This is a genomic window from Propionibacterium freudenreichii subsp. freudenreichii (assembly GCF_000940845.1).
Classification (GTDB): domain Bacteria; phylum Actinomycetota; class Actinomycetes; order Propionibacteriales; family Propionibacteriaceae; genus Propionibacterium; species Propionibacterium freudenreichii.
The window spans coordinates 99,365-120,489 of the sequence record NZ_CP010341.1 but is presented as its reverse complement, the minus strand read 5'-3'; the positions used below and the strand labels follow the sequence as shown (position 1 = coordinate 120,489).

Here is a 21,125-nt window from a genome sequence, read left to right as displayed (position 1 = left end):
GCCCGGAAATGTCAGGCCCGGGTATCCATGGCCTGCCCCGGATGCCTGCGAAGTCCGCAGTGCCGCAACCCACCTGCCGACCCGGGTGCCGACGCGGGCGCGTCCTCGCATCGGGAGCCGATGGCCAGCGAACGGGTTCGGCCCGCCATCCACGAAGGATGGCGGGCCGAACCTCAGGATTGAGCTGGGCTCAACAGGTGCTTATGCAGTTGCCTGGCCGACGAGGGTGACGGAGCACGATCCAGCGATCGCGTCCTTGTAGTTCTTCACCAGGTCGTTCCAGGAGTTGTTGAAGTTGTTGAAGGCGGTGGCGAAGCCCTGGTCATTGAGCTTCTTGGCCACGTCATCAGGATTGCTGACCGGACCAATGGCGTTGTTCACCGCGTTGGTGGCGTCGGCGTACTTCTTCCATGCGTCCTTGGCACCCTGGTCGGGAGCCTCGTCAGAGATCTTCTGGGCCGCATTGGCCATCTCGGTCCAGCGTGCATTCAGCTCCTGGGCTGTTTGCACGGTGCCGGCCTGGCTGTTCGCATCGGTGAACTTCTTGAAGTCCTGGATGCGACCGCAGTAACCGGTGCCACCATTCTCGGCAGGCGGGATGTCAACGTGCTCCTGCTTCAGGCTGGGCACACCGGCCGACTTCTCCTCATCGATCATCGAGCGCATCACGCCGGAGTAACTACCACTGGCGGAGGCCGAACCCATGTCGCCTGAGGCCTGGGCCACGGACGTCGATGCAGCTGCAGAGGCCGACTTGGACGAACCACTGTTACCACTGCCGCGCACGGCGAAGAACACGACCGCAGCAATCACGACCACCGCGACAACGATCGCGCCGATGATCAGTGCCTTTTTCCTGTTGCCGCCATCGGGCGTTTCGCCGCGTTGGGGGCCTGCCTGGGTGCTGTCTTCCGAGCTCATAAACCAACTTTTCCTGTCCCGCTACAGATTACATGAGAAGGGGGTGTCCCCCACCTTGAGGTGGGGGACACCCCCTTCTACATACTTAGGGTGCTAAATCAATCACTTGAGGGTGATGATGCCCTGGTTCACAGCGCGGTGGATGAATGCAGCCATCGCGTCGCGGTTGGTGTCATTGAGCGGACGGTAGGTGCCGTCATCCCAGCCAGCAGCGATGCCCTTGGCCTGCATCCACTCGATCTCCTTGTAGAACATGTTGTCTGCAGGAACATCGGTGAAGCTCGGGTCCTTCGGCAGCGTCACGTCGGGGCTACCGGCCTGACGGTAGAGGAAGGCGGCCATGGCGTCACGAGCAACCGGGGTGACAGGACGGAAGGTTCCGTCAGGCCAACCGGTGGTGATGCCGTTAGCAGCTGCCCACTCGATCTCCTTGTAGTACATGTTGCTCGGGTCAACATCGGAGAAGGTCTGCTTGGTGGGCGTGTAGGCCGGGCTACCAGCGAGGCGGTAGATGAAGGCGATCATGGCGTCACGGTTGATCGGGGTGACGGGACGGTAGGTGCCGTCAGGCCAACCGGTGGTGATGCCCTTTTCCTTCAGCCAGCAGATGTCATTGAAGAACTGCATGTCCGGGGTGACATCGCTGAAGTACTGAGTGTTGCACTCAGCGCCAGGAAGAACGATGCCGCCTTCGGGAGCCTGCGCCTCAACGTCCTGCGAACCGAGGGTCGCGGAGAAGGAGAGCAGCTGACCGGTGTTGGCAGCGATCTTCAGGCCAGCGGTGATACCGAGGCCGGTCTGGTGGGCTTCAGCGTGCGTGCCGTCGTCGGCAACCACGGTCTTGTTCTGACCGGGCAGGCCGAGGGACAGATCAGCAAGGACGCTCGCGGCCTGGCCAATGAGGCCCAGCTTCGAGAGATCCCAGGTGGCGCCGGGCTTGATGGTGGCGCCCAGGCCGAAGATCGTCGACACGGTGATGTCGCTCAGCGGTGCGGTGGTCGCCGTCGCGGTACCAGCAACACCAGTGGCGGTCGCGGTGCGCTCGCCCTCGCCCCACTTGAGCTTCAGCAGGTCGCCCAGCAGGCTGAACTGACCCTGGTTGAGGGTCGAGCTCGCGGTGACCGACTTGGTGCCGTTGGCCTGATCGGCCAGGGTCACGTTGTCAGCGCTGGAGAACACGCCCAGATCGAGCACGGGCAGGAACTTCATGCCGGTCCAGTCAAGAATCTGACCGTCCCAACCAAGAATGCTCTTGATGGCCCAACCGGTGGAGTCGCTGATCTGCGACGAGGCGAGCGTGTTGCTGGTGCCGTTGATGACGGCGGGCCAGTTGCTCTCCTGCTGGATGGTGCCGAGCTTCAGGTTGAAGAAGCCGGTGTTGACGGCGGTGTTGCCACCGTAAGCCTTGCCACCATTGTCAGAGACGGTTGCCAGCGTGTGCGTGGCGAAGGCCTCGGGCGACCAAGCGAAGTTGATCAGCCAGTTGTTGGCAACGGCGCCATGGATGACGACGTTGGCGGAGTAGGAACGGTTGTCCTGACCCTCAAGCTGGTTGTCGTTGAGAATGCCCCAGTTTTCCGTGGACTCGCTCTTGTACGTGTTGTCGTACTTGAAGCCACGGGAATCGGAGTAGGCGTAGTCGCCGTACAGGTTCACGCCACCGGAAGCCGAGAGAAGGCTGCCATTGATGGAGGCAGCCTGGCTACGAGCGCGGCCGAAGAACCATTCCGACTTGGCCTGATCCGAGCTGGTGTCGAAACCGGGCAGGTAGGAAGAGCCCTTGGCGAACGCCGAAGTGGGCGTCGGGCTGGTGGCGATGTCAAGGCGTCGAAGCAACATGGGGCTCGCCGGCGAGCAGTCGAGCGAATGCCTCGGTGGGCGTGAGATAGCCCAGTCGGCGGCGGGGTCGATTGTTGATCTCCTCGGCGATGGTGGTGAGGTAGGGCTGGTGATCGGGGATCACCGTGCCCTTGGGCAGATACTCCCGGTAGAGCCGGTTCGTGTTCTCGTTGCTGGGCCTCTGCCAGGGCGAGTGGGGATCGGCGAAGTAGACCGGCATCGCCGTGGCCAGGGAGACCTTCGCGTGCTGGGCCATCTCGCTGCCCTGGTCCCACGCCAACGATGCCTTCATCATCTCGGGCAAGTCGTTGAAAAACTCGATGACCGCGTCAGCGGTTGGCTCGGCGTGTTTCGAGGACAGGGCCAGCAGCCCGGTGAACCCGCTCATCCGCTCCACCAGCGTCGCCGCGCACGAGGTGCCGTTCTTCCCGATGATCAGGTCACCCTCCCAGTGCCCCGGCACCCGACGCTGGGCGGCGTCCTCACCTCGCTCCGCGATCGGGACCATACCTACGATTGGGCCACCGCGCGTCCGCCCGGTCGTACGTGGTCGGCGCTTGGTCCGCTTGGACTGCAGGAAGATGCCCTTGCGGGCGAGCTCACCCTTCGGGATTGCGTAGATGTACTGGTAGATAGCCTCACCGGAGACGGTTCGGCCGCGTGCGTCAGCAGAGTTCGCCATGCGTTCAACGGTCGGGTCTGTCGCCTCCAGACGCAACCGGCCCGCTATCTCGTTCGGCGTCCACGACGCGGCCAGATCCGCCTCCACCCTCGCCTGCAGCACCGGATCCCCCGCGACCTTCCGCTGCTGCGGGCGAGCCCGCCGACGCTGCGCTCTGACGTCTGCGGTCACGGCCTGGTAGCCGCGGGTCTTCGTCGAGTTCCGGTGAAGCTCCCGCAAGATCACCGACGGGCAACGCCCCAGGTGACGGGCGATCCTCCGCACCGACCAGCCCGCTTTCGAGGCCGTCGAGATCTCCGACCTGTCACTGAACGACAACCCCACCCGCGCCATCCGCACACTCCACCGATCAGACCCCCGCCGACCGGGAGTGTTGCTTCGACGCTATGACACCACCGGTGGCGTCGGCGGGGGCGGCAGCGGCGGTGCCAACAAGGCCCACGCTACCGACGGTTGCGGCGAGTGCAGCGACAGCTGCACGCTTCCAAACAGAACTCGCAAGAATCCTCGTTTCTTGAGACCGAAAGCTTCAAACCTGGATGTCCGCGACACGTCCGTGAGTACTCCGGAGAACGATCACTCGCGTCTCGCTAGCTCGACACCCTTGCGGGAAGCACCCCCACGCAGTGGAGGCAATTGAGGTCTAACAACGTTTGGGTCCGCGCTGTCAACCGGCTATGCCGCCATGGCACAAGTCAAGCTTGAGAGTGTCCTGACATGCAGTCCACAGGGTTTTCATAGCCTGTGACGGGGTCGGCGGCCCCACAGCCCCGCAGGAACGGCCCCGTGCTGTCATCGGCGCAGCGTTCGGCGGGCCGACCCACCGGCTTCCTGTGGGAGCACACAGGGCCACCCGGGAGCCGCACCACGCAGCACCGGGTGGCCGCCCTATAAGAGGGTCTCCTGAGCGTGAACCGGGGCCCGTGGGACCTGCTGGGCGATGCCCACCGGAAGTCGTCGACAGGCGTCGATCGGCAACAACACGTAGAGTGGAAAGGATGAATGCGCGCAGTCGAACCCCGGACATCACTAGGCAGTGGCTACGTGGACTCTCGGAGGGAATACTGCGGGCCCACTATGGGCAGGATCTGATCGATCAGGCTTCCGCGCTCAGCGAAGGCGCTCGTGTCGTCACGAATCTCGTGGCAGACGGCGGGCGCATCAAGGCCGACGTGGCCGATTCCAGCAGCGGCCAGACCCACGAGTTCCACCCCGAGATCCAGCTGATCGGCTACCCGGTGCGCATCGCCACCTGGTCTGATCGCTGCGACTGCGGGAACCCCAACCCCTGTGTGCACGCAACGGCCCTGATGCTCACGGCCAAGGCGGACGCCACCGAGGTGGTCGCCACGCAGGCCCCCGTGCAGCACGGCCACGAGAAGGCGGCCTGGGAGACGGCGCTGTCCCCCGCGCTGCCCCGCTTCGACTCCGACGGCGAGCGCGAGCTGGCCCTGCAGTTCGAGCAGGTGGAGGGCGTCGCAGGCTTCGGTGCCGACTCCCGGTGGCGCATCAGCGCCCTGCGTGCCGGACCCGACGGCGAGTGGCAGCGCGCCCACATGAGCTGGCACGACATCAACCACCCCGGCATCACGCTGGCCGCGCGCGCCGACCAGCTCAACGCGCTGCGCGGACTCGAACGCCTGGCCACCCAGGGCGGACGCCGCGCCGGCGACATCCTGTTGGAGCGGATGCCCCCCGAGCTGTGGCGCGTGCTGCGTCGAGCCGCCAACACCGGCGTCACCTTCCTGCACAAGCTCGGCGACAATGCGTGGGCGCCGGTGACCGTGGACGACCACCCGGCCACCCTGGGCCTCGACATCGTGGCCGCGCCCCATTCCGCGAGCGCGTCGCGGCCTGCAGGCACGTCCAAGCCCTCGGGCAAGAACGCCGATGACACCACGGACACGAAGGACCCCTCGGATTTCGAACTGCGCACCATCCTGCGTGAGGGCGACACGGTGGAGCCCTTCCGCAGCGGATGGCTGCTGCTGGGCAACCCGCCGCACGGCCTGCTGCGCACCGAACCGCGCGGTGCACTGCGCCTCACCCCGCTGGCCGACAATGTGGACGCGAGCCTGCGTCCCCTGCTGGAGGACAGCACGGCGCTGAAGCTCCCGGCCGAGGACCTGCCGCGCTTCCTGGGCCTCTACGCGCCCTTCCTGCGCGACCGGATGGACCTGGTGAGCACCGACGGCAGCGTCGAGCCCGACCAGCAGCCGACCGCCGGATGTTGGGTGCGCGCCGATTTCAGCACCGCCGGCGAACTCACCCTGGACATCGGCATCTACCTGTCGTCCGACGGCCAGGTCGCCGAGCTGACGCCCGACGAGGCCAAGCGGGTGCGCCTGGACCGCGACACGATGGCCCTGTACTCCGAACTGCGCGACATGGCCGGGGGCCCCGGACACAGCGTGCTGACCGGACGCGACATGCTCGACTTCGTCAGCAACTACCTGGACACGCTGCAGGCCGACGAGCGCGTGCGCGTCGACATCGTGGGCAAGCGCCCCAGCTTCGAGGAGCTCACCGGCACCGCCGACGTGCGGCTGACCGTCACCGACCGCGACGCCGAGGGCCACGAGGAGGACGCCGACGCCGACGCGTCCGATGACGTGAGTTCGGCGGCCGAGGAATCCCAGGAACGCCCCGCCACCGACTGGTTCGACCTTGACATCGATGTGCGCATCGGCGACGAACCGGTGCCGGCCCGCGAACTGCTGGCCGCGCTGGTGGCCGGCCAGGACTACCTGATCCTCGACTCCGGCTCGTGGCTGGCACTCGACCGCCGCGAGCTCGATCCCCTGCGCGCGCTGGTGCAGGAGGCGTCCACGATGGTGGAACCCGGCGCCGGCACCGTGGGCATCAGCCGCTGGCAACTGGGGCTGTGGGAGGAACTGGCCACGTCGGGAATCGCCACGATCGAATCGGCGCGCTGGCGTCGTCGCGTGCAAGCGTTGCTCGACGTCGGCACCGCCCCCACCCCGCCGGTGCCCGCCGGCGTGCATGCCGAGCTGCGGCCCTACCAGGTGGAGGGCTATGGCTGGCTCTCCGCGCTGTGGGACGCCGGGCTCGGCGGCATCCTCGCCGACGACATGGGCCTGGGCAAGACACTGCAGACCCTGTGCCTGGTGGAGCGCCTGCACGAGGACTCGCGTCCCCGCAATCCCTCCCTGGTGATCGCCCCCACGTCGGTGATGGGCGCCTGGACGGGCGAGGCGAAGAAGTTCGTGCCGGGCCTCAACGTGGTGATGATCGACGAGACCTCCCGCAAGTCGGGTGTGCCGCTGGCCGAGGCCATCAAGGACGCCGACCTGGTGGTCACCTCATACACGTTGACCCGTCTGGACGCCAAGCAGTTCCAGGCACTCGACTGGAGCATGCTGGTGCTCGACGAGGCCCAGTTCATCAAGAACCGCGAGGCCAAGACCTACGCAGTGATCCGCGAACTGCGCGCCCACCTGCGCCTGGCCATCACCGGCACGCCGCTGGAGAACTCGCTGATGGACCTGTGGTCGCTGCTGTCGATCACCGCGCCGGGCGTCTTCCCCGATCCGAAGGCGTTCACCGAGCGCTATGTGAAGCCGGTGGAGACCGGCACCGGGCCGGGACGCGTCGACGAGCTGAAGCGACGGATCCGTCCGCTCATGCTGCGCCGCACCAAGCATGAGGTGGCCGCCGAGTTGCCGCCGAAGCAGGAGTTCATCCTGCCGGTGACGCTGGGCCGCGAGCACCGCCGCATCTACGATCGCCAGCTGCAGGCCGAGCGGATGAACACGCTGGGACTGTTGGGCGACGCCCGCCACCACCGCATCGAGATCCTTGCCGCGCTCACCCGCCTGCGCCAGCTGAGCCTGGCGCCCGGCCTGGTGGACGAGAAGATGCTCAACATCGGCTCGGCCAAGATCGACACCCTGGTGGAGCACCTGCGCGCACTGGCCGGCGAGAACCACCGGGCCCTGGTGTTCAGCCAGTTCACCAGCTTCCTGCACCTGGTGCGCGACCGGCTGACCACCGAGGGCATCGAGTGGGAGTACCTCGACGGACGCACCCGGCACCGCGATGAGCGCGTGCAGCGCTTCAAGGACGGCAATGCCACGGCCTTCCTGATCAGCCTCAAGGCCGGCGGTTTCGGCCTGACGCTGACCGAGGCCGACTATGTGTACGTGCTGGACCCGTGGTGGAACCCGGCGGCCGAGAACCAGGCGATCGACCGTACGCACCGCATCGGCCAGGACAAGCAGGTGATGGTCTACCGCATGGTGTCGACCAACACGATCGAGGAGAAGGTGGTGGCGCTGCAGCAGCGCAAGCGCGATCTCTTCGACCAGGTGGTCGGCGACCAGGCGCTGGCATCGGGCGCGATCAGCGTGGACGACATCCGCGCACTGCTGGCCTGACGCGGAGGCCATGCGCCGGAGGCCACGCGCCGATTCCCCTATGCGGAATCGCCCGCACGAGGCCGCATGCACGACGACGCAGGCAAATGCCCGCCCACCCCTCGGGGTGGGCGGGCATTTGCGCGTCCGGCATGGTGCGGGAGGCATGGTGCGGGTGCTAGGCGCGCAGGATGGCGGCGAGTTCGAGCTTGCGGACGCGTAGTGCCGGGATGAGGCCGCTGGCGGCTGAGATGGTGAGTCCGGCTGCAGCGGCGAGCAGGGTGATGGGCCATGGGTAGGCGGGGACGGACAGCCCCCATGAGGGCGGTAGCAGGCGGGGCAGGAGCACGTTGAGCAGTGCCCAGGTGGTGCCGATCGCGGCCAGGGTGGCGACGATTCCGGTGGCGAGGGTCTCGGCGAGCACCTGGGCGATGATGCGGCCCTGGGTGGCGCCGAGTGCGCGGCGGATCGTGAAGTCGCGGGAGCGTTCGCGCACACTGGCCAGTCCGACGTTCATCATGCCGAGGGCGGCCACGACCAGGCCGATGAGCGTCACGGCGGTGAATGCGGCGGTGAACATGGTCACCTGGTCGGCCATGGAGTCGACCCGGTCGATGCGCATCGGCTTGTCGTTGGTTGCCAGCCCGAGTGCGGTCAGGGACGGGGCGATGGCGGCGGCGATCTGGTCGGGGGTCTTGTCGGTGTGGAACAGCAGTTCGACCGTCGCCGGGGTGGGATACCAGCCCGTGGTGGCGAAATAGGAGGTCAGGTCGGTGTAGGCGACGGGCCTGGCGTCGCCGTCGGCCAGCGATCCGGTGACGACGAAGGGTTCGACGGCCCCCGAGGTGGTGCCGAGCGACAATTGGGTGTTGCTCCCCTGCCGGGCGGCGAGGGGCTGGTTGGCCACGACTTCGCCGGGATAGGGACGCGCCTGGTTCCAGCGGCCGTCGGTGAGCTTCACGCGCTTGATCGCCTGGTAGTTGCCGGCGATGGCGCGCACCGTGATGGGTTGGCCGGCGAGTTGTTGGCTGAAGTCCATGGCCACGGCCGATTCCAGGCCGGCGCGGTTCCATGCCGATACGTCGTCGGCGAGTTGGCCGGTGAGCGAGTTGGCGCGCAGCGCGGCCGGGGCGATCTCGGCCCGGTAGCTGGTGGGCACGCCGTCGACCATCAGGGTCTTGGCCAGCAGTGAGTCGTGGGCGAGCGTGCCGGTGGACACCACGGCGATGAACGAGAACAGTGCCACGAACAGGGCCAGGCAGGACAGCCAGAAGTTGGTCTTGTTGCCCAGCAGGTCCCACCACAGCTCGCGACCGAAGCTTCTCATGCGACGAATCGCCCCCCATCGAGTTCGCGCCGGGTCTGTGCCCGGGCAGCCACCTGGTCGTCGTGGGTGACCACGACCAGCGCGGTGCCGGTGCGCTGTGCGGTGGCGAACAGCACGTCGAGCACGGCCTCGGCGGTGGTCTGGTCGAGGGCGCCGGTGGGTTCGTCGGCCAGCACCACCGTCGGCTCGGTGACCAGTGCGCGGGCGATGGCCACGCGCTGCTGCTCACCGCCCGACAGGTGCCCCGGTAGGGCGTCGGCACGGTCGGCCAAGCCCATTTCGGCGAGCGCCGAGCGAACGCGTTCGCGTTGTTGGCGTCCGCTCACCCCAGAGCTGTACAGCAGCGGCAGGGCGCAGTTCTGGAAGACATTCCAGGTGGGCACCAGCGAATAGTTCTGGAAGATGAAGCCGATGTGGCCGTTGCGCAGCCGGGCGGACTGCTTGCCGCTCAGCCCGGCGGCGGCCACGCCGTCGATCTGGATGGTGCCCGCGTCGGGGGCCGCCAGCAGTCCCATGAGGCTCAGCAGGGTTGACTTGCCGCTGCCGGAGCGTCCGACGATGGCGGTGGAGCTGGCGGCGGGAATCTCCAGGTCGACGCCGCGCAGGATCTCCAAGCGCTGCCCGTCGGGCAGGTCGACGCCCTTGTGCACCCCGGCCAGCGCCAGGGCGGGGCCCACGCGGCTGGTCACGACCCGACCTCGGGAGCGTCGCGGGTGACCTGCTGGTCGAGCGACAGGCCGTCGATCACCTGCACCACGGCCCCGTCGGTGACGCCGAGCTTCACGGTGCGCTGCACGATCTGGTTGCCCTGTTGCAGGCCCACCACTCCGGTGTCCACCAGGCCCCGCACCGCGCTGCGCGGCACCACCAGGGCGCCGGCCACCAGCTGACTGCGGATCGCGACCCGCCCGGGCACCCCGGCCAGGGCACGCACCGTGGTGGGCACCAGGCACACCATCGGGGTGCCACCGTCACCACCGCCGGTCGCCGGCAGCATCGGGCAGTCGAAGGGGCCCGGGCCGTCGTCGAACACGCCCTTGGCCCCGACGATGCCCGACAGGATGCGGTAGGAGTCAACCGGCTTGATCTGGGTAACCAGGCCGAACCCCGGGTAGGTGCACTCGGCCACCGGAATATCGCCCGGCACGTCGACCTCGCCGGACACCCAGTTCTGCAGCAGGCAGTCGGCCGGCGCCACCACCGCCAGGTCGTCAACCCAGAACAGCACCTCGCCGGCCTTCACGTCCGCCGCCGTCTTCGGCACCACCGGCGCCGCGGCCACCGGGGCCGTGGTCGCGGGCGCGGCCGGCGCTGGCTGCGCCCCATCCTCCGGGACTGCGGTGGCCGGGGCTGCACTGGCAACGGGTTGCGCCGCCGGTGCCGGCTGGGCGGCCTGCACCGCAGTGGTCAGCCCCCGCGTGTACTCAATATGGCCCGCAGCCGGGGCCGTCACCAGGTAATGCGGCTGCGCACTCGACTGGCTCGTGCTCGTGAGCACCGGGGCAATGTCCTGACGCCGCACCGACACCATCGCCGGCCCACCCGCCGGCGCGGAGGCCCGCACCGCCGAGGCGTCCTTGTGGCCGGTGCCGTCAACGACCAGCCACACCACACCAGCCCCAGCAGCAACCAATGCCACCACCAACAACACAATCCCCACCACACGACGCCGCCCGCGCCGCGCCCCCGGAACCGCCATTCGACTCACCCTTCGTTGCGCCCTGGATCACCACTGAATACTTGGATTGCCGAGGGCTGGTTTAGAGATACTTCACGAGATGCGGCGGATCTGTCGCCACTACCGCGCCGAGAAATCACGACATGTGTGACTTACCGACAAATGGCATTCATTCCTCGCCCCGCGCACCCCTCTGTGGATCACCAGAGTCTGGTGGTTTACATCACTGCGGCTTGGTCTTTCGTGGCTCATCCCAATCGGGGGTGTAGGAGTTGGGGTCTGAAGCCGCCGGTCTCGAGCAGGCTTCGGGCGATGTAGTTGGTCAGGTTGCGGAACCCGAGTGCGGAGCCGCGCAGGTGTTCGAGCCGTCCGTTGAGCGCCTCGGTCGGCCCGTTGCTGGTGCCGGGTCGTTCGAAGTAGGCGAGCACGTCAGCGGCTCGCTTCTTCAGGGTCCGGCCCAGGGTGGTGAGCTCGGTGAGCACCTTGGGGACGCCGGCGCTGAGGTCGGTGATCAGCTTCTCCATGAGCTCGCGGCCACGTTGCCGGTCCTCGTGGCGATAGGCGGCGATCATGCGCTGGTAGACACCCCAGGTCGCCTCGACCTCGACGTGAGCGTCATCAACGAACAGCGCGCGTAGCCTGTCGCTCTGCTTGTCGGTGAGCAGGTCCGCGCCGGTGTGCAGCGTGCGCCGCGACTTGTAGAGCGGGTCGTCCCTGAACCCACGGTGCCCGTGGATCGCGAGTTGGACCCGGCGCCGGCACCTGTCGAGGGCGTCACCGGCCAGGCGCACGACGTGGAAGGGATCCATCACCGTGACCGCGTCCGGGATCTCCTCTGCAGCGGCGGTCTTGAACCCGGTGAAGCCGTCCATCGCGACCACCTCGACCGCGTCACGGAAGGCGTCGTCGCGGTCGGCGAGCCAGGTCTTGAACGCCGCCTTCGACCGGCCCTCGACCATGTCCAGCAGCCTTGCTGGGCCGGCGCCATCGCGGACCGGGGTGAGGTCGATGATCACGGTGACGTACTTGTCGCCACGCCTGGTGTGGCGCCAGACGTGCTCATCGACGCCAATGACCTTCACGCCCTCAAACCGCGTGGGGTCGTTGATCAGCAGCCGCTTGCCTTCAGCCAGGACCGCGTTGTTGGCGGTGTCCCACGCGACCCCGAGTCCCTCGGCGACACGGGCGACGGTGAGGTGTGCGACCACGATCCCTTCCAGCGCCCACCGCAGCCCGGTGCGCGAGAGCTTCGCGCGTGGCTCCGCCGCGGCGCTGGTGTCTTGGCGCCACACGTGTCCGCAGTCGGCACAGCGGTAGCGGCGCACTACAACTTCCAGCACGGTCGGTCGCCAGCCCAGCGGCTCGTGGGCCAACCGCCGGATCACGGTGTCACGAGCAGCGCCTTCGCTGCCGCACCGTCGGCACCACTGATCTGGTTCCACCACGCGGCACGCGAGGACCGCACGATCCGGTTCAAGTCGTTGTCCGGTCACGCTCAGACCGAGGCCGTCGAGTCGAGCGAAGGCGGTCAGGTCAGGGCGGCCGAAGCCGGCCGGCGGGGTAGCGTCGGACACGTCGAGGTCTTTCGGATGGATGGCGTAGGAACCTCCATCGTCGGGAGACCTCGACGTCTATCTGCGGACCGACGCGCCCGGCCGACCTACACCCTCATCTGAGAAGACCCGACAAACGCTGCCCGCCCACCGACAGCACAACGTGCTCATCGGAGACGACCTCCGCGATGATCTGCGGCAACACCGCCGGGACCGGATCGGTGCTCCCGCGACGCTTGCGCCCGCGCCTCACCGGCCTCTCCTTGCGTCTGTCCCGGCCGACGCTGCGTCGCTACGGCAGCAAAGTGCTCCACGGACCCGGGTCTCATGCGGTTCGGTAGCGTCGGCGGTGCATGTATCCCACGATCTGTCCATGACCATCAGGTACGCGTCACACTCGCGAGGAAGTGCCTGGTTGGGGATGGCGGTCGTCATTCTGTGGCTGACTCCTCTGTTCGATGATTGCTCAGTGGGTCTTGGGATTCGTGAAAGGCTCGCAGCTCAATCCGGCTGCCGCGGCCGGGGTGTGCGAGCGCAATGGGATATTGAGTGCTTGTAGCTGTCCCGAGGGCGTGGTGACGGTGAGCTGCAGCAGGCGATGGCTGTCGTCGATACCCCAACGGGCGAAAGCACAACACTCGCGTTCAGCGTCGACGAGGGCGCCCGTCCGAGCAGGCTGTTTGAAAGCAGGCCGATCAGGACCGTGTCGGACAGACAGATACACAGCAGCTGTGTCGCCTCGGCCTGGACGCTGCGGGAACCGAGCGCGGCCGGTGCGGAACTCGAACCAGGCCAGGCCCGGCATCATGATCAGGCTGAGGATCGTGATTGCCAGCCCGACCAGGCTGTGCTCTGCCTCGCGCACGCCGGTCAGGGCGAAGATCTCCACAACGGTGACACAGACCGCCAACACGAAGAAGATCATCTCGATCGTCCGTACGGCGGACTGCATGACGCAGCTGATCGTGTAGAACACGATGAACCGTACCCGCGGATGTAGGACGGTACTCCGCTCTTTGCTCAGTGTTGGGGCGGTCATCGCACGCACGCCCCCGCGCAGCCAACACCGGGCAAGGACACAGAGCGGTACACGCCCTGCCCTCGTCGACCGCGAGCATGACGGCTCTTCGTCATTCAGCGTGGTTTGGTTGTCCTTTCCTGACCGGCTTGGGGGGTTGGCGGTAGGGGCGTTGTCCGGAGGCTGAGGCGAGGATCCGGAGGCGGTAGTTCTCGAAGTTGCGGAATCCGCGGGCGATGCGTCGGGTGGTCTCGATGACGTTGTTGATGGCCTCGGTGGGACCCGCATTCGAGCGGTCGGTGTGCCAATAGGCCAGGATCTCCCTCTTCCAGGACTTCAAGGTGCGCCCCAGCCTGGCGACCTCAGGAATCGGGCAGTCCTTGAGAGCATCGATGAGGGTGACCATGTCGTGGGAGTCGGGCTGCTGGTAGGCATCGATCAGCTTCTGGTAGACGGTCCAGGTGATGGTCACCTCCCAGTTCGGGTCGCCTTCTTGGAGGAGGGCATCCAGCTTGGTCGCCATCTTCTCCGTGAGGTGGCTGGCCCCGGTGAGGAGGAGTCTCCGAGCCCGATACAAGGGGTCTTTGGCGTGTCCCCTGCGCCCCAGGGTGTCCTGCTGGACTCGGCGACGCACCTCGTCCAGGGCCTGACTGGCCAGCTTTGTCACGTGGAAGATGTCGACGACCATGTCCGCCTCTTTCAGGGTCGCTGAGATCGCGTTGGCATAGCCCCTGTAGGGGTCGATGGCAGCGATGAGGATCTTGCTCGCGAACTCCTTGCCTTGGGAGGCCAACCAGTCCTCAGCGACCGCTCCCGAGCGCCCGACCTGGACATCCAGGAGCCTCGCGAACGGCTTCGTCTTCCCGTCCTTGCCTCTCTTCGGCCTCGTGTGGTCCACCACCCCGGTGATCATCCGATTCTTGTGGGGCCCGCAATGACGCCACACGTGCTCGTCGAGGCCCAGGGCTTCCACGCTGGCCTGGTCGCTGATCTCCTTGAGGCGCTCCTGGAGGGGTCCCTCGATTGCCTTCCACAAGGTGCGCCACCCCACCTGGAGGTCCCGGGCCAGGGCGGAGATGACAACGTCTCGGGTGAGAAGCTGGTTCACAGCCCAGGTGATGGCTCGGGTCGTGAAGTGCTTGCGGGGTGGAGCCAACTGCGTCTCTTCCCCCCACGAGACCTGGGGGCAGGAGTGTTGCCTGCACCGCCAGGTGCGCCTGGACCACACGAGGAGGACAGGGACACCGAAGACACCGATGTCGTGGAGGAGACGTTGTTGGCGACCATCCGCCACAGCCTGGACCCCACAGGCGGGACAGAACACGATGCCAGGGTCGGTCTCGACGTTCAGACGCAGGCCCGCAGGTGAGCGGTCCACACGCGTGACGTGGAAGCCGGGGAGGTCAGCGATGGCATCAGCGAGCGTGCAGTAGCCGGGATGAGTGCAGGTAGTGTGGAACACGGTCGGGGTCTTCTTCGAACGGGTGAGTCTGAACGCTTCCCATTCAAGAAGGCCCCGACCCCTCTCACCAGCACCGACACACCCTCTCAGCGCTTCAAACCACTCAGGCCAGCCTCACCAAACCACGCTGAATGACGAAGAGCCAGCATGACGTCCAGCAGCATCGACAGCGCCTTTGCTAGGCGTGGCCCGGCGATCTCTTACCGGGTCTACCTGCCCTCCGGGTCGAATCAACCAGTGTCCGGCCCAGCCGGCTCCTCACGGCGGTCCGCGAAGCCACGGTCAGCATGCGCTGATCATGCAGCGAACAGTGACCTATTGGAAGTCCCGGCCTAGCGATCCGATGATCGGAGGAGCACACTGGAAGGGAACACCGCGCGGACTCCACGCAGTGCCCGTTAGCAGCAAGTCATGCATCGCCGCAAGACGAGGGCAGAAAAAGGGAGAAGTGAGATCATGGCTGATGATCCTTGGGTTAGGAAAGTTCAACAATGGCTGAATGATACTTATACGGGTGTGTCGGGTTGGAGCCCGGTTACCGTCGATGGTCAGACGGGCTGGACGACAATGTACGCACTAACACGCGCGCTACAGCACGAGGTTGGCTTAACGGCTCTATCGGACAACTTTGGGACCGGCACGCTCTCCGCCCTTACGGCGATAGGAAATATCGGGCCAAGCACATCGAACGCGAACATCGCGAACATATACAATATTGTGGTCGGCGGGCTCTATTGCAAGGGATACAACGGCGACAATGGAAACCTCGACGGTACCTGGACGACGACCACAACGGCTGCCGTAACTAGCCTGCAATCAGATATCGGAGTTCCTACAACGGGCACAGTCAGCCCCAAGGTGTTCAAGGCGCTCTTGACGATGGACGCGTATATCCTGATCGGCACGGGCACCGGCCCTGTCCGTGAAGTCCAACGGTGGATGAACGCCACCTATATCGATAAGTCGTGGTTCTACATCATTCCCGCTGATGGGAGCTATTCGCGGGATGTGCAGGAAGCTCTTGTCTACGCGATTCAGGATGAACTAGGCGTAGCTGGCGCTAACGGCAACTACGGCCCAGGAACACGTGCCGCCGTCGCCGCCCAGCCGAATATCACGGTTGGTTCCAGCGACGCCGCCGGCCATTACTGGGTGAGACTCTTCCAGGCCGCTTTGAGGTTCAACACCTATGACGCCTCGTTCACGGGAACATTCACTTCGGCGGATTCTTCAATCGTCTTGTCCTTCCAAGCGTTCTGTCTCTTGACCGTCAACGGCCAAGGCGATTATGAAACGTGGTCGTCTTTGCTCGTCAGCAACGGAGACCCCACGCGCAATGGAAGAGCTGCGGACTGCGCGAGCGAGGTGACCGCAGCCCGTGCAAGCGCGTTGGTCGCCGATGGGCGCGTCGTCGTCGGCCGGTACCTGACGAATGTCGAGGGCTCGACCCTGAACAAGAAGATCCAAACCGGCGAACTCAGCGTCATCCTAGGTGCCGGATTGCGAGTTTTCCCGATCTTTCAGACTCTCGGGGACAGCCTCTCCTATTTCTCGGATGCACAAGGATACTCCGATGCTGGGGACGCTGTTCAGGCGGCGACCGGCTACGGGTTCAAGCGCGGAACAACGATATACTTTGCGGTTGACGTCGACGTGCTCGGTGATGACATCCCCGGTTCGATCATCCCTTACTTCCAAGGCGTTAATCGCGCGATGCAGAGGTTTGGAAACCTCGTAACTGTTCAGGTGGTGGCTGGGGTCCAGGCCTGTCCGTTGAACAGGTCGACGAGGACCTGGTAGGTGTTGCAGGCCTGCTTGGTGGCGGTGGACAGGTAGGAGCGCAGCCGGAGGAAGCCCTCGGCGCCGGTCAGAGTGCGGTGGCATCCCGAGACCTTCTGATGCACCTTGACCATGCGGATCTCGCGTTCAGCGGCGTTGTTGTCGGGTGCCAGGCCCGGTGTGGTGGCGAAGCGCAGGTAGTCGTCGATCCGGGCACTGATCCGCCGGGCCAGGGCGCGGTGCTTCGCCCCGACCTTCCCGGGCACTCCCGAATCCGCACCCAGTCGTGCTGCGTCGACGATGAGACGCCGCCCGGCCTCCAGCAGTCCGGGGTCGGCCTGTCCTGCGGCGGCGTGGGGATCGCGGATCAGCGGCAGGAGGGCGTCGAGGACCTGGCGGGCCCAGCAGAACGCCCCGGGCGGGTCGTGGGCGTCGTGGTGGTCGGCCACCGCGACCAGTTCGCGGATCAGGTGGGCGCAGCACAGTTGGTGGTCCACGTGCTCGTAGGTGTCGTAGGGGGCCCACGCGTCATGGACCAGCACACCGGTGCAGCCGGGCAGGATGCCGGCGGCATCCATCCCCGCCCGGCCCCGCCGCCGGTGCACACTGATATGCGAGTACTGACCGGTGGAGGCCGAGTGGACCCAGTGCAGCTTCCCAGCGACCCGCAGCCCGGTCTCATCGGCGTGGACGACAGGGGATGCGGCGATCCGGCCCGCCACCTGGCCGGTGAAGGCGTCCAGGGGCTCACCGCCCGCCTGTTCGACGGCGGCGGCCACCGCCCCGGTCGACACGGGCATCCCCAGCAGGTCGGCCATGGTCACCGCGACCCGCCTGATCGGTATGTACTGGCCGGCGGCCAGGTAGACCATCGCCGCACGGGCCGCCGGCCCGTAGGAGACCGGCGCGGCCACCCCGGCCGGAGCCGTCCCCGCCGTCAGGTGCCCGCAGGCGCACCGGCGGGTGAGGATCTGGTGCTCGGTCACCACCGCGCGCACCTGGGGCAGGTCGACCACCTGCCGGGCCACCACACCCACGTCGCAGCACTCGTCCAGGACCCCGCCGCAGGCCGGGCACCGGTCCGGGGCGTGGGTCACGATGTGATCGGGATGATCGACCTGGCGCAGGGCCGCACCCGGATGGCCGGGCTGGCCGCCCGGGTGCCGTTCTGAGGGGCGCCGCAAGGATTTCGGGGCCGGCTTGGCCAACCCGTCTGCCGAGGGTGGCTTCGACGAGTTGCGCGAGGTCGACCCGAGTTGGCGTTCCAACTCAGCGATCTGGGCCGCCTGGGCGGCCACCAGCCCGACCAGCTCGTCATAGGTGGGTTTACGCGACCGCGGCATGCCCCGAATACTCCACCTCCAGCCCCCGGACCAGCGACGCGACACGCCGCACACCCCGCCAGACCCCCGAACCCACCAGCTGAACAGTTACGAAACCTCTATCATGTCGGTGCCTACGGCACCCGTAATGTTTGTCGACAGCTCACCGACGCCGATCTCATACAGTACAGTTTCGTGGCGGGAATGTCCTACGGGTACAGCGGGAACCTAGGGTTTACCCTCCCCTCAAACTGGGCATTTGACCAGATCTCTACGATCACTGTTGGAAGTGGCACTGGTGCAATCGAGATCGATAACGACATCTATTCCGGACGGGACACGGGACAAGCATCCGTCAATGCCCTTCCGTCCGGAGAGGTTCTGGACGTTGCCTTCGACATGTCGCAAGAGGCCAGCCTCGCCAGCGACATGGACGCCTATTGCGACACCGTCACTTCCAACACCATAGGGCTCATCCACGGCAGTCCAACGGACGTTGTGGGAGATGTCCTTCAGCACGACACACTGATCACAAACCTGTCTAGAGCGTGGGGGATCAGGAAAGCTCTCATCCAGGCTGTGTCTTTCTGGGAGTACTGGAAGACCACCGCGCTCGACCCTGCGGCAGATGCCGTTGTCGAAAGCACCTATGTGTATCTCGAAGCGCTAGAAGCCTGGGAGGCGAACCCCATTGGAGTAGCACCTACCCCACCAGTAGTTATGAGCCAAGACAGCAGCACGGGTTTCGCTCAGATCTTCTCCGCCACCGCGATCTGGGCCCACAACTGGGCTCTGGGCCAAGGATTGATTTCTGGGTCGACGTGGGATGCGTCCGATTGGCACACCGTGTGGGCGGTGTGGCAGGACCTGCACGGAGACGACGACTACAATCTTTCCGCCGTTCCACAAGTACTGATGGCGGGTGCCGCCGATGTCGGGATCACTGGATCTCCACGTCTTGACTACACCTCCGCGCAGATCACATCGATCCTCGCCCGATACAATGGAACCGGTAGTGCTGCCGCTGATTATGGCCAGGAGGTTCGCGGCGTCTACAACGTGTTCGAACAGTACAACGCGGCACTCAGGGGATGAATCAATGACCGATGTCCCGCTCGTCGCCTCAAGGCGAGACTAACGTTGTGCCGGTGAACGACCAAGCTGTGAGTTCGCAGCCGACTGTTTTCCGACGCGTCATGTTCGGCGTCGCGATCCTCTTGTGTGATCTGCTCAGCGCGGCATTGTCCTACTGGCCGCTTGTGATGATCGGACTCGTCCTCATGCAGGTCAAGGCCAACGTCATCGGTCCAGCGGAGCACATTGTCGGTGCCGGCGAGGACAGCTTGGCCTTCATGGTTTTCTACGTCGTCAGCGCAATCGTGGTGCTGATGTTGGCCGTGCTTCCGGCAGTGATCGGCAACCTGGCCCTGCGCCGCCGGGCGGGCTGGCCACCACGTGTCTGCGTCGCGGTCGCCGCCGCCGTGATCCTCGCACCGGCCGTCGCTGCGGTAGTGGCCCCGCTGACCATGAACGAGATCTGGTACAGAGCAACACACTGGTGGTAGACAACCGGCCCAGGTTCCCTACGAGTCGGCCGATGCCGAAGATCGCTTCGGCAGGAGCCCCCACACCCTTCTATAGCGGGCATGAATCCGCGTGTTCCCGCGATTCAGGCTTCACGAATCGTGAACTTACGGGGCTCTTCGCAGTTGAGGGTGTAGCCCGGGACCGCCGGCTGGTTCGCGGATAGGCGTCGAGGTCTTCCAGGATGGAAGTTCTCACGCTCACCATCCGCCGGAAGACCTCGACTTGCACCACCCTACGTTCGTGACCCCTGACCTGACCACGTTCTGCCGTCTCGACGAGCTCGGCCTTCAAGCCGTCGGGCAGCTGCTCGAGGCTGATCGGGCGGTGCTGGAGTGCCGCGTCGTCGAGGACGACCCGTGGTGTCGGAAGTGCGGCGCGGAGGGCGTGCCGCGTGACACGGTGACGCGGCCGCTGGCGCATGAGCCGTTCGGGCATCGGCCGACGACGCTGCTGGTCCGGGTGCGCCGCTACCGGTGCACGCACTGCCGCCGGACCTGGCGGCAGGACACGTCGAAGGCGGCGGCGCCCAGGGAGAAGATCTCCCGCGGCGGGATCGGGTGGGCACTCACGGCGATCGTGGTCGACCACCTCACCGTCTCCCGCGCCGCAGCAGGGCTCGGGGTGTCGTGGCATACCGCGAACACCGCGATCATCGCCGAAGGCAAGCGTCGCCTGATCGACGACCCGGCGAGGTTCGACGGGGTCACCACGATCGGTGTCGATGAGCACGTCTGGCGTCACACACGGTTTGGCGAGAAGTACGTGACCGTGATCATCGACCTCACCCCCGCGAGGAACAAGACGGGCCCGGCCAGGCTGCTGGACATGGTCGAGGGCCGCTCGAAGCAGGTGTTCAAGGAGTGGCTCGCCGCCCGGCCTGCGGAGTGGTCGAGCCGGATCGAGGTGGTCGCGATGGACGGGTTCTCCGGGTTCAAGACCGCCGCGGCCGAAGAGCTCCCCGACGCGGTCCCGGTGATGGACCCGTTCCACGTCGTCCGCCTGGCCGGCGACGCGCTCGACCGGACCCGGCAGCGCGTCCAGCAAGACACACTCGGGCACCGCGGTCACGCCGGCGACCCGCTCTACGGGGTCCGCCGCACCCTCCACACCGGCGCGAGCTTCCTCACCAAGAAACAGACCGCGCGGCTCGACGCGGTGTTCGCCGCCGAGGAGCACGTCGAGGTCGAAGCGACCTGGGGCATCTACCAGCGCATCGTCGCCGCCTACCGCGAACCCGACAAGAACAAGGCGAAGGAGATGATGCGGGCGGTGATCGACTCTGTCAGCAACGGCGTCCCCGCGCTGCTCAAAGAGATCCGTCGCCTCGGCCGCACGCTGAAGCAGCGCGCCGCGGACATCCTCGCGTTCTTCGACCGCCCCGGAACGAGCAACGGCCCAACGGAGGCCATCAACGGCCGGCTCGAGCACCTTCGCGGTTCCGCCCTCGGCTTCCGGAACCTCACGCACTACGTCGCCAGATCGCTCCTCGAAGCCGGCGGATTCAGACCGCTCCTACACTCTCATTCGCGATGAGCCGCTTTATTACCTTGATCACCTGATGGGACCTTCCCACCCTTGAAA

15 protein-coding genes are annotated in these 21,125 nt (G+C 66.1%); 5 read left to right on the top strand and 10 right to left on the bottom strand.

Annotated elements, in window-relative coordinates; all coding sequences use genetic code 11:
- Nucleotides 1-201: 201 nt before the first annotated feature.
- The 3 genes from RM25_RS00480 to RM25_RS00470 all read right to left on the bottom strand — a co-directional run bounded on the left by RM25_RS00480 (nucleotide 202) and on the right by RM25_RS00470 (nucleotide 3,775).
- The gene (locus RM25_RS00480; RefSeq protein WP_036940996.1) at nucleotides 202-921 is read right to left on the bottom strand and encodes a hypothetical protein; all 720 of its coding nucleotides are present in this window, start codon (nucleotides 919-921) and stop codon (nucleotides 202-204) included.
- A gap of 102 nt (nucleotides 922-1,023) precedes the next feature.
- Nucleotides 1,024-2,760 (bottom strand): S-layer homology domain-containing protein, encoded by a 1,737-nt coding sequence (locus tag RM25_RS11650; protein ID WP_052809047.1) that lies wholly within the window; start codon nucleotides 2,758-2,760, stop codon nucleotides 1,024-1,026.
- Entirely contained in the window at nucleotides 2,741-3,775 is a 1,035-nt protein-coding gene (locus RM25_RS00470; protein ID WP_044635816.1) for an IS30 family transposase, read from the bottom strand. The genes RM25_RS11650 and RM25_RS00470 overlap by 20 nt, the downstream gene beginning before the upstream one ends.
- A gap of 809 nt (nucleotides 3,776-4,584) precedes the next feature.
- On the opposite strand from RM25_RS00470, the gene RM25_RS00465 reads away from it, so the two are divergent.
- On the top strand, nucleotides 4,585-7,839 hold the full coding sequence (locus tag RM25_RS00465; protein WP_052809046.1) for a DEAD/DEAH box helicase: 3,255 nt from the start codon (nucleotides 4,585-4,587) through the stop codon (nucleotides 7,837-7,839).
- A gap of 157 nt (nucleotides 7,840-7,996) precedes the next feature.
- Here RM25_RS00465 and RM25_RS00460 read toward each other — a convergent pair whose 3' ends face one another.
- From RM25_RS00460 to RM25_RS11645, 6 genes are all read right to left on the bottom strand, one after another.
- Nucleotides 7,997-9,145 (bottom strand): ABC transporter permease, encoded by a 1,149-nt coding sequence (locus RM25_RS00460; RefSeq protein ID WP_036940993.1) that lies wholly within the window; start codon nucleotides 9,143-9,145, stop codon nucleotides 7,997-7,999.
- Nucleotides 9,142-9,834 carry an ABC transporter ATP-binding protein gene (locus RM25_RS00455; protein ID WP_196482710.1) on the bottom strand — a complete coding sequence of 231 codons (693 nt, stop codon included), beginning with the start codon at nucleotides 9,832-9,834 and terminating at the stop codon, nucleotides 9,142-9,144. The genes RM25_RS00460 and RM25_RS00455 overlap by 4 nt, the downstream gene beginning before the upstream one ends.
- Nucleotides 9,831-10,844, bottom strand: a complete 1,014-nt coding sequence (locus RM25_RS00450) for an efflux RND transporter periplasmic adaptor subunit (RefSeq protein WP_138427876.1) — start codon at nucleotides 10,842-10,844, stop codon at nucleotides 9,831-9,833. Before RM25_RS00450 ends, RM25_RS00455 begins: the two co-directional genes overlap by 4 nt.
- A 227-nt stretch (nucleotides 10,845-11,071) precedes the next feature.
- Entirely contained in the window at nucleotides 11,072-12,397 is a 1,326-nt protein-coding gene (locus RM25_RS00445; RefSeq protein WP_026138135.1) for an ISL3-like element ISPfr2 family transposase, read from the bottom strand.
- Nucleotides 12,398-12,842: 445 nt separating this feature from the next.
- Nucleotides 12,843-13,352, bottom strand: coding sequence for a hypothetical protein (locus RM25_RS00440; protein WP_048734242.1), 510 nt, complete (start codon nucleotides 13,350-13,352; stop codon nucleotides 12,843-12,845).
- Between the two features lie 154 nt (nucleotides 13,353-13,506).
- The gene (locus RM25_RS11645) at nucleotides 13,507-14,772 is read right to left on the bottom strand and encodes an ISL3 family transposase (protein WP_257009064.1); all 1,266 of its coding nucleotides are present in this window, start codon (nucleotides 14,770-14,772) and stop codon (nucleotides 13,507-13,509) included.
- Nucleotides 14,773-15,312: 540 nt separating this feature from the next.
- Here RM25_RS11645 and RM25_RS00430 point away from each other — a divergent pair.
- Nucleotides 15,313-16,656 carry a glycoside hydrolase domain-containing protein gene (locus RM25_RS00430; protein ID WP_158487019.1) on the top strand — a complete coding sequence of 448 codons (1,344 nt, stop codon included), beginning with the start codon at nucleotides 15,313-15,315 and terminating at the stop codon, nucleotides 16,654-16,656.
- Here the strand turns inward: RM25_RS00430 and tnpC are convergent.
- Nucleotides 16,599-17,978: an IS66 family transposase gene (tnpC, locus tag RM25_RS00425; RefSeq protein WP_097784151.1), complete on the bottom strand. Its 1,380-nt coding sequence runs from the start codon at nucleotides 17,976-17,978 to the stop codon at nucleotides 16,599-16,601. The genes RM25_RS00430 and tnpC overlap by 58 nt on opposite strands.
- Here tnpC and RM25_RS00420 point away from each other — a divergent pair.
- From RM25_RS00420 to RM25_RS00410, 3 genes are all read left to right on the top strand, one after another.
- Nucleotides 17,892-19,052: a glycoside hydrolase domain-containing protein gene (locus RM25_RS00420; RefSeq protein ID WP_158487017.1), complete on the top strand. Its 1,161-nt coding sequence runs from the start codon at nucleotides 17,892-17,894 to the stop codon at nucleotides 19,050-19,052. The genes tnpC and RM25_RS00420 overlap by 87 nt on opposite strands.
- Before the next feature lie 53 nt (nucleotides 19,053-19,105).
- Nucleotides 19,106-19,522: a hypothetical protein gene (locus tag RM25_RS00415; protein ID WP_013160219.1), complete on the top strand. Its 417-nt coding sequence runs from the start codon at nucleotides 19,106-19,108 to the stop codon at nucleotides 19,520-19,522.
- Nucleotides 19,523-19,766: 244 nt separating this feature from the next.
- Nucleotides 19,767-21,077: an ISL3-like element ISPfr18 family transposase gene (locus RM25_RS00410; RefSeq protein ID WP_044635852.1), complete on the top strand. Its 1,311-nt coding sequence runs from the start codon at nucleotides 19,767-19,769 to the stop codon at nucleotides 21,075-21,077.
- The last annotated feature ends 48 nt before the right edge of the window (nucleotides 21,078-21,125 follow it).

Coding starts and splice junctions, on each gene's coding strand:
- RM25_RS00480 (WP_036940996.1), bottom strand. CDS start 921: ATGAGCTCGGAAGACAGCACCCAGGCAGGCCCCCAACGCGGCGAAACG.
- RM25_RS11650 (WP_052809047.1), bottom strand. CDS start 2,760: ATGTTGCTTCGACGCCTTGACATCGCCACCAGCCCGACGCCCACTTCG.
- RM25_RS00470 (WP_044635816.1), bottom strand. CDS start 3,775: ATGGCGCGGGTGGGGTTGTCGTTCAGTGACAGGTCGGAGATCTCGACG.
- RM25_RS00460 (WP_036940993.1), bottom strand. CDS start 9,145: ATGAGAAGCTTCGGTCGCGAGCTGTGGTGGGACCTGCTGGGCAACAAG.
- RM25_RS00450 (WP_138427876.1), bottom strand. CDS start 10,844: ATGGCGGTTCCGGGGGCGCGGCGCGGGCGGCGTCGTGTGGTGGGGATT.
- RM25_RS00430 (WP_158487019.1), top strand. CDS start 15,313: ATGGCTGATGATCCTTGGGTTAGGAAAGTTCAACAATGGCTGAATGAT.
- tnpC (WP_097784151.1), bottom strand. CDS start 17,978: ATGCCGCGGTCGCGTAAACCCACCTATGACGAGCTGGTCGGGCTGGTG.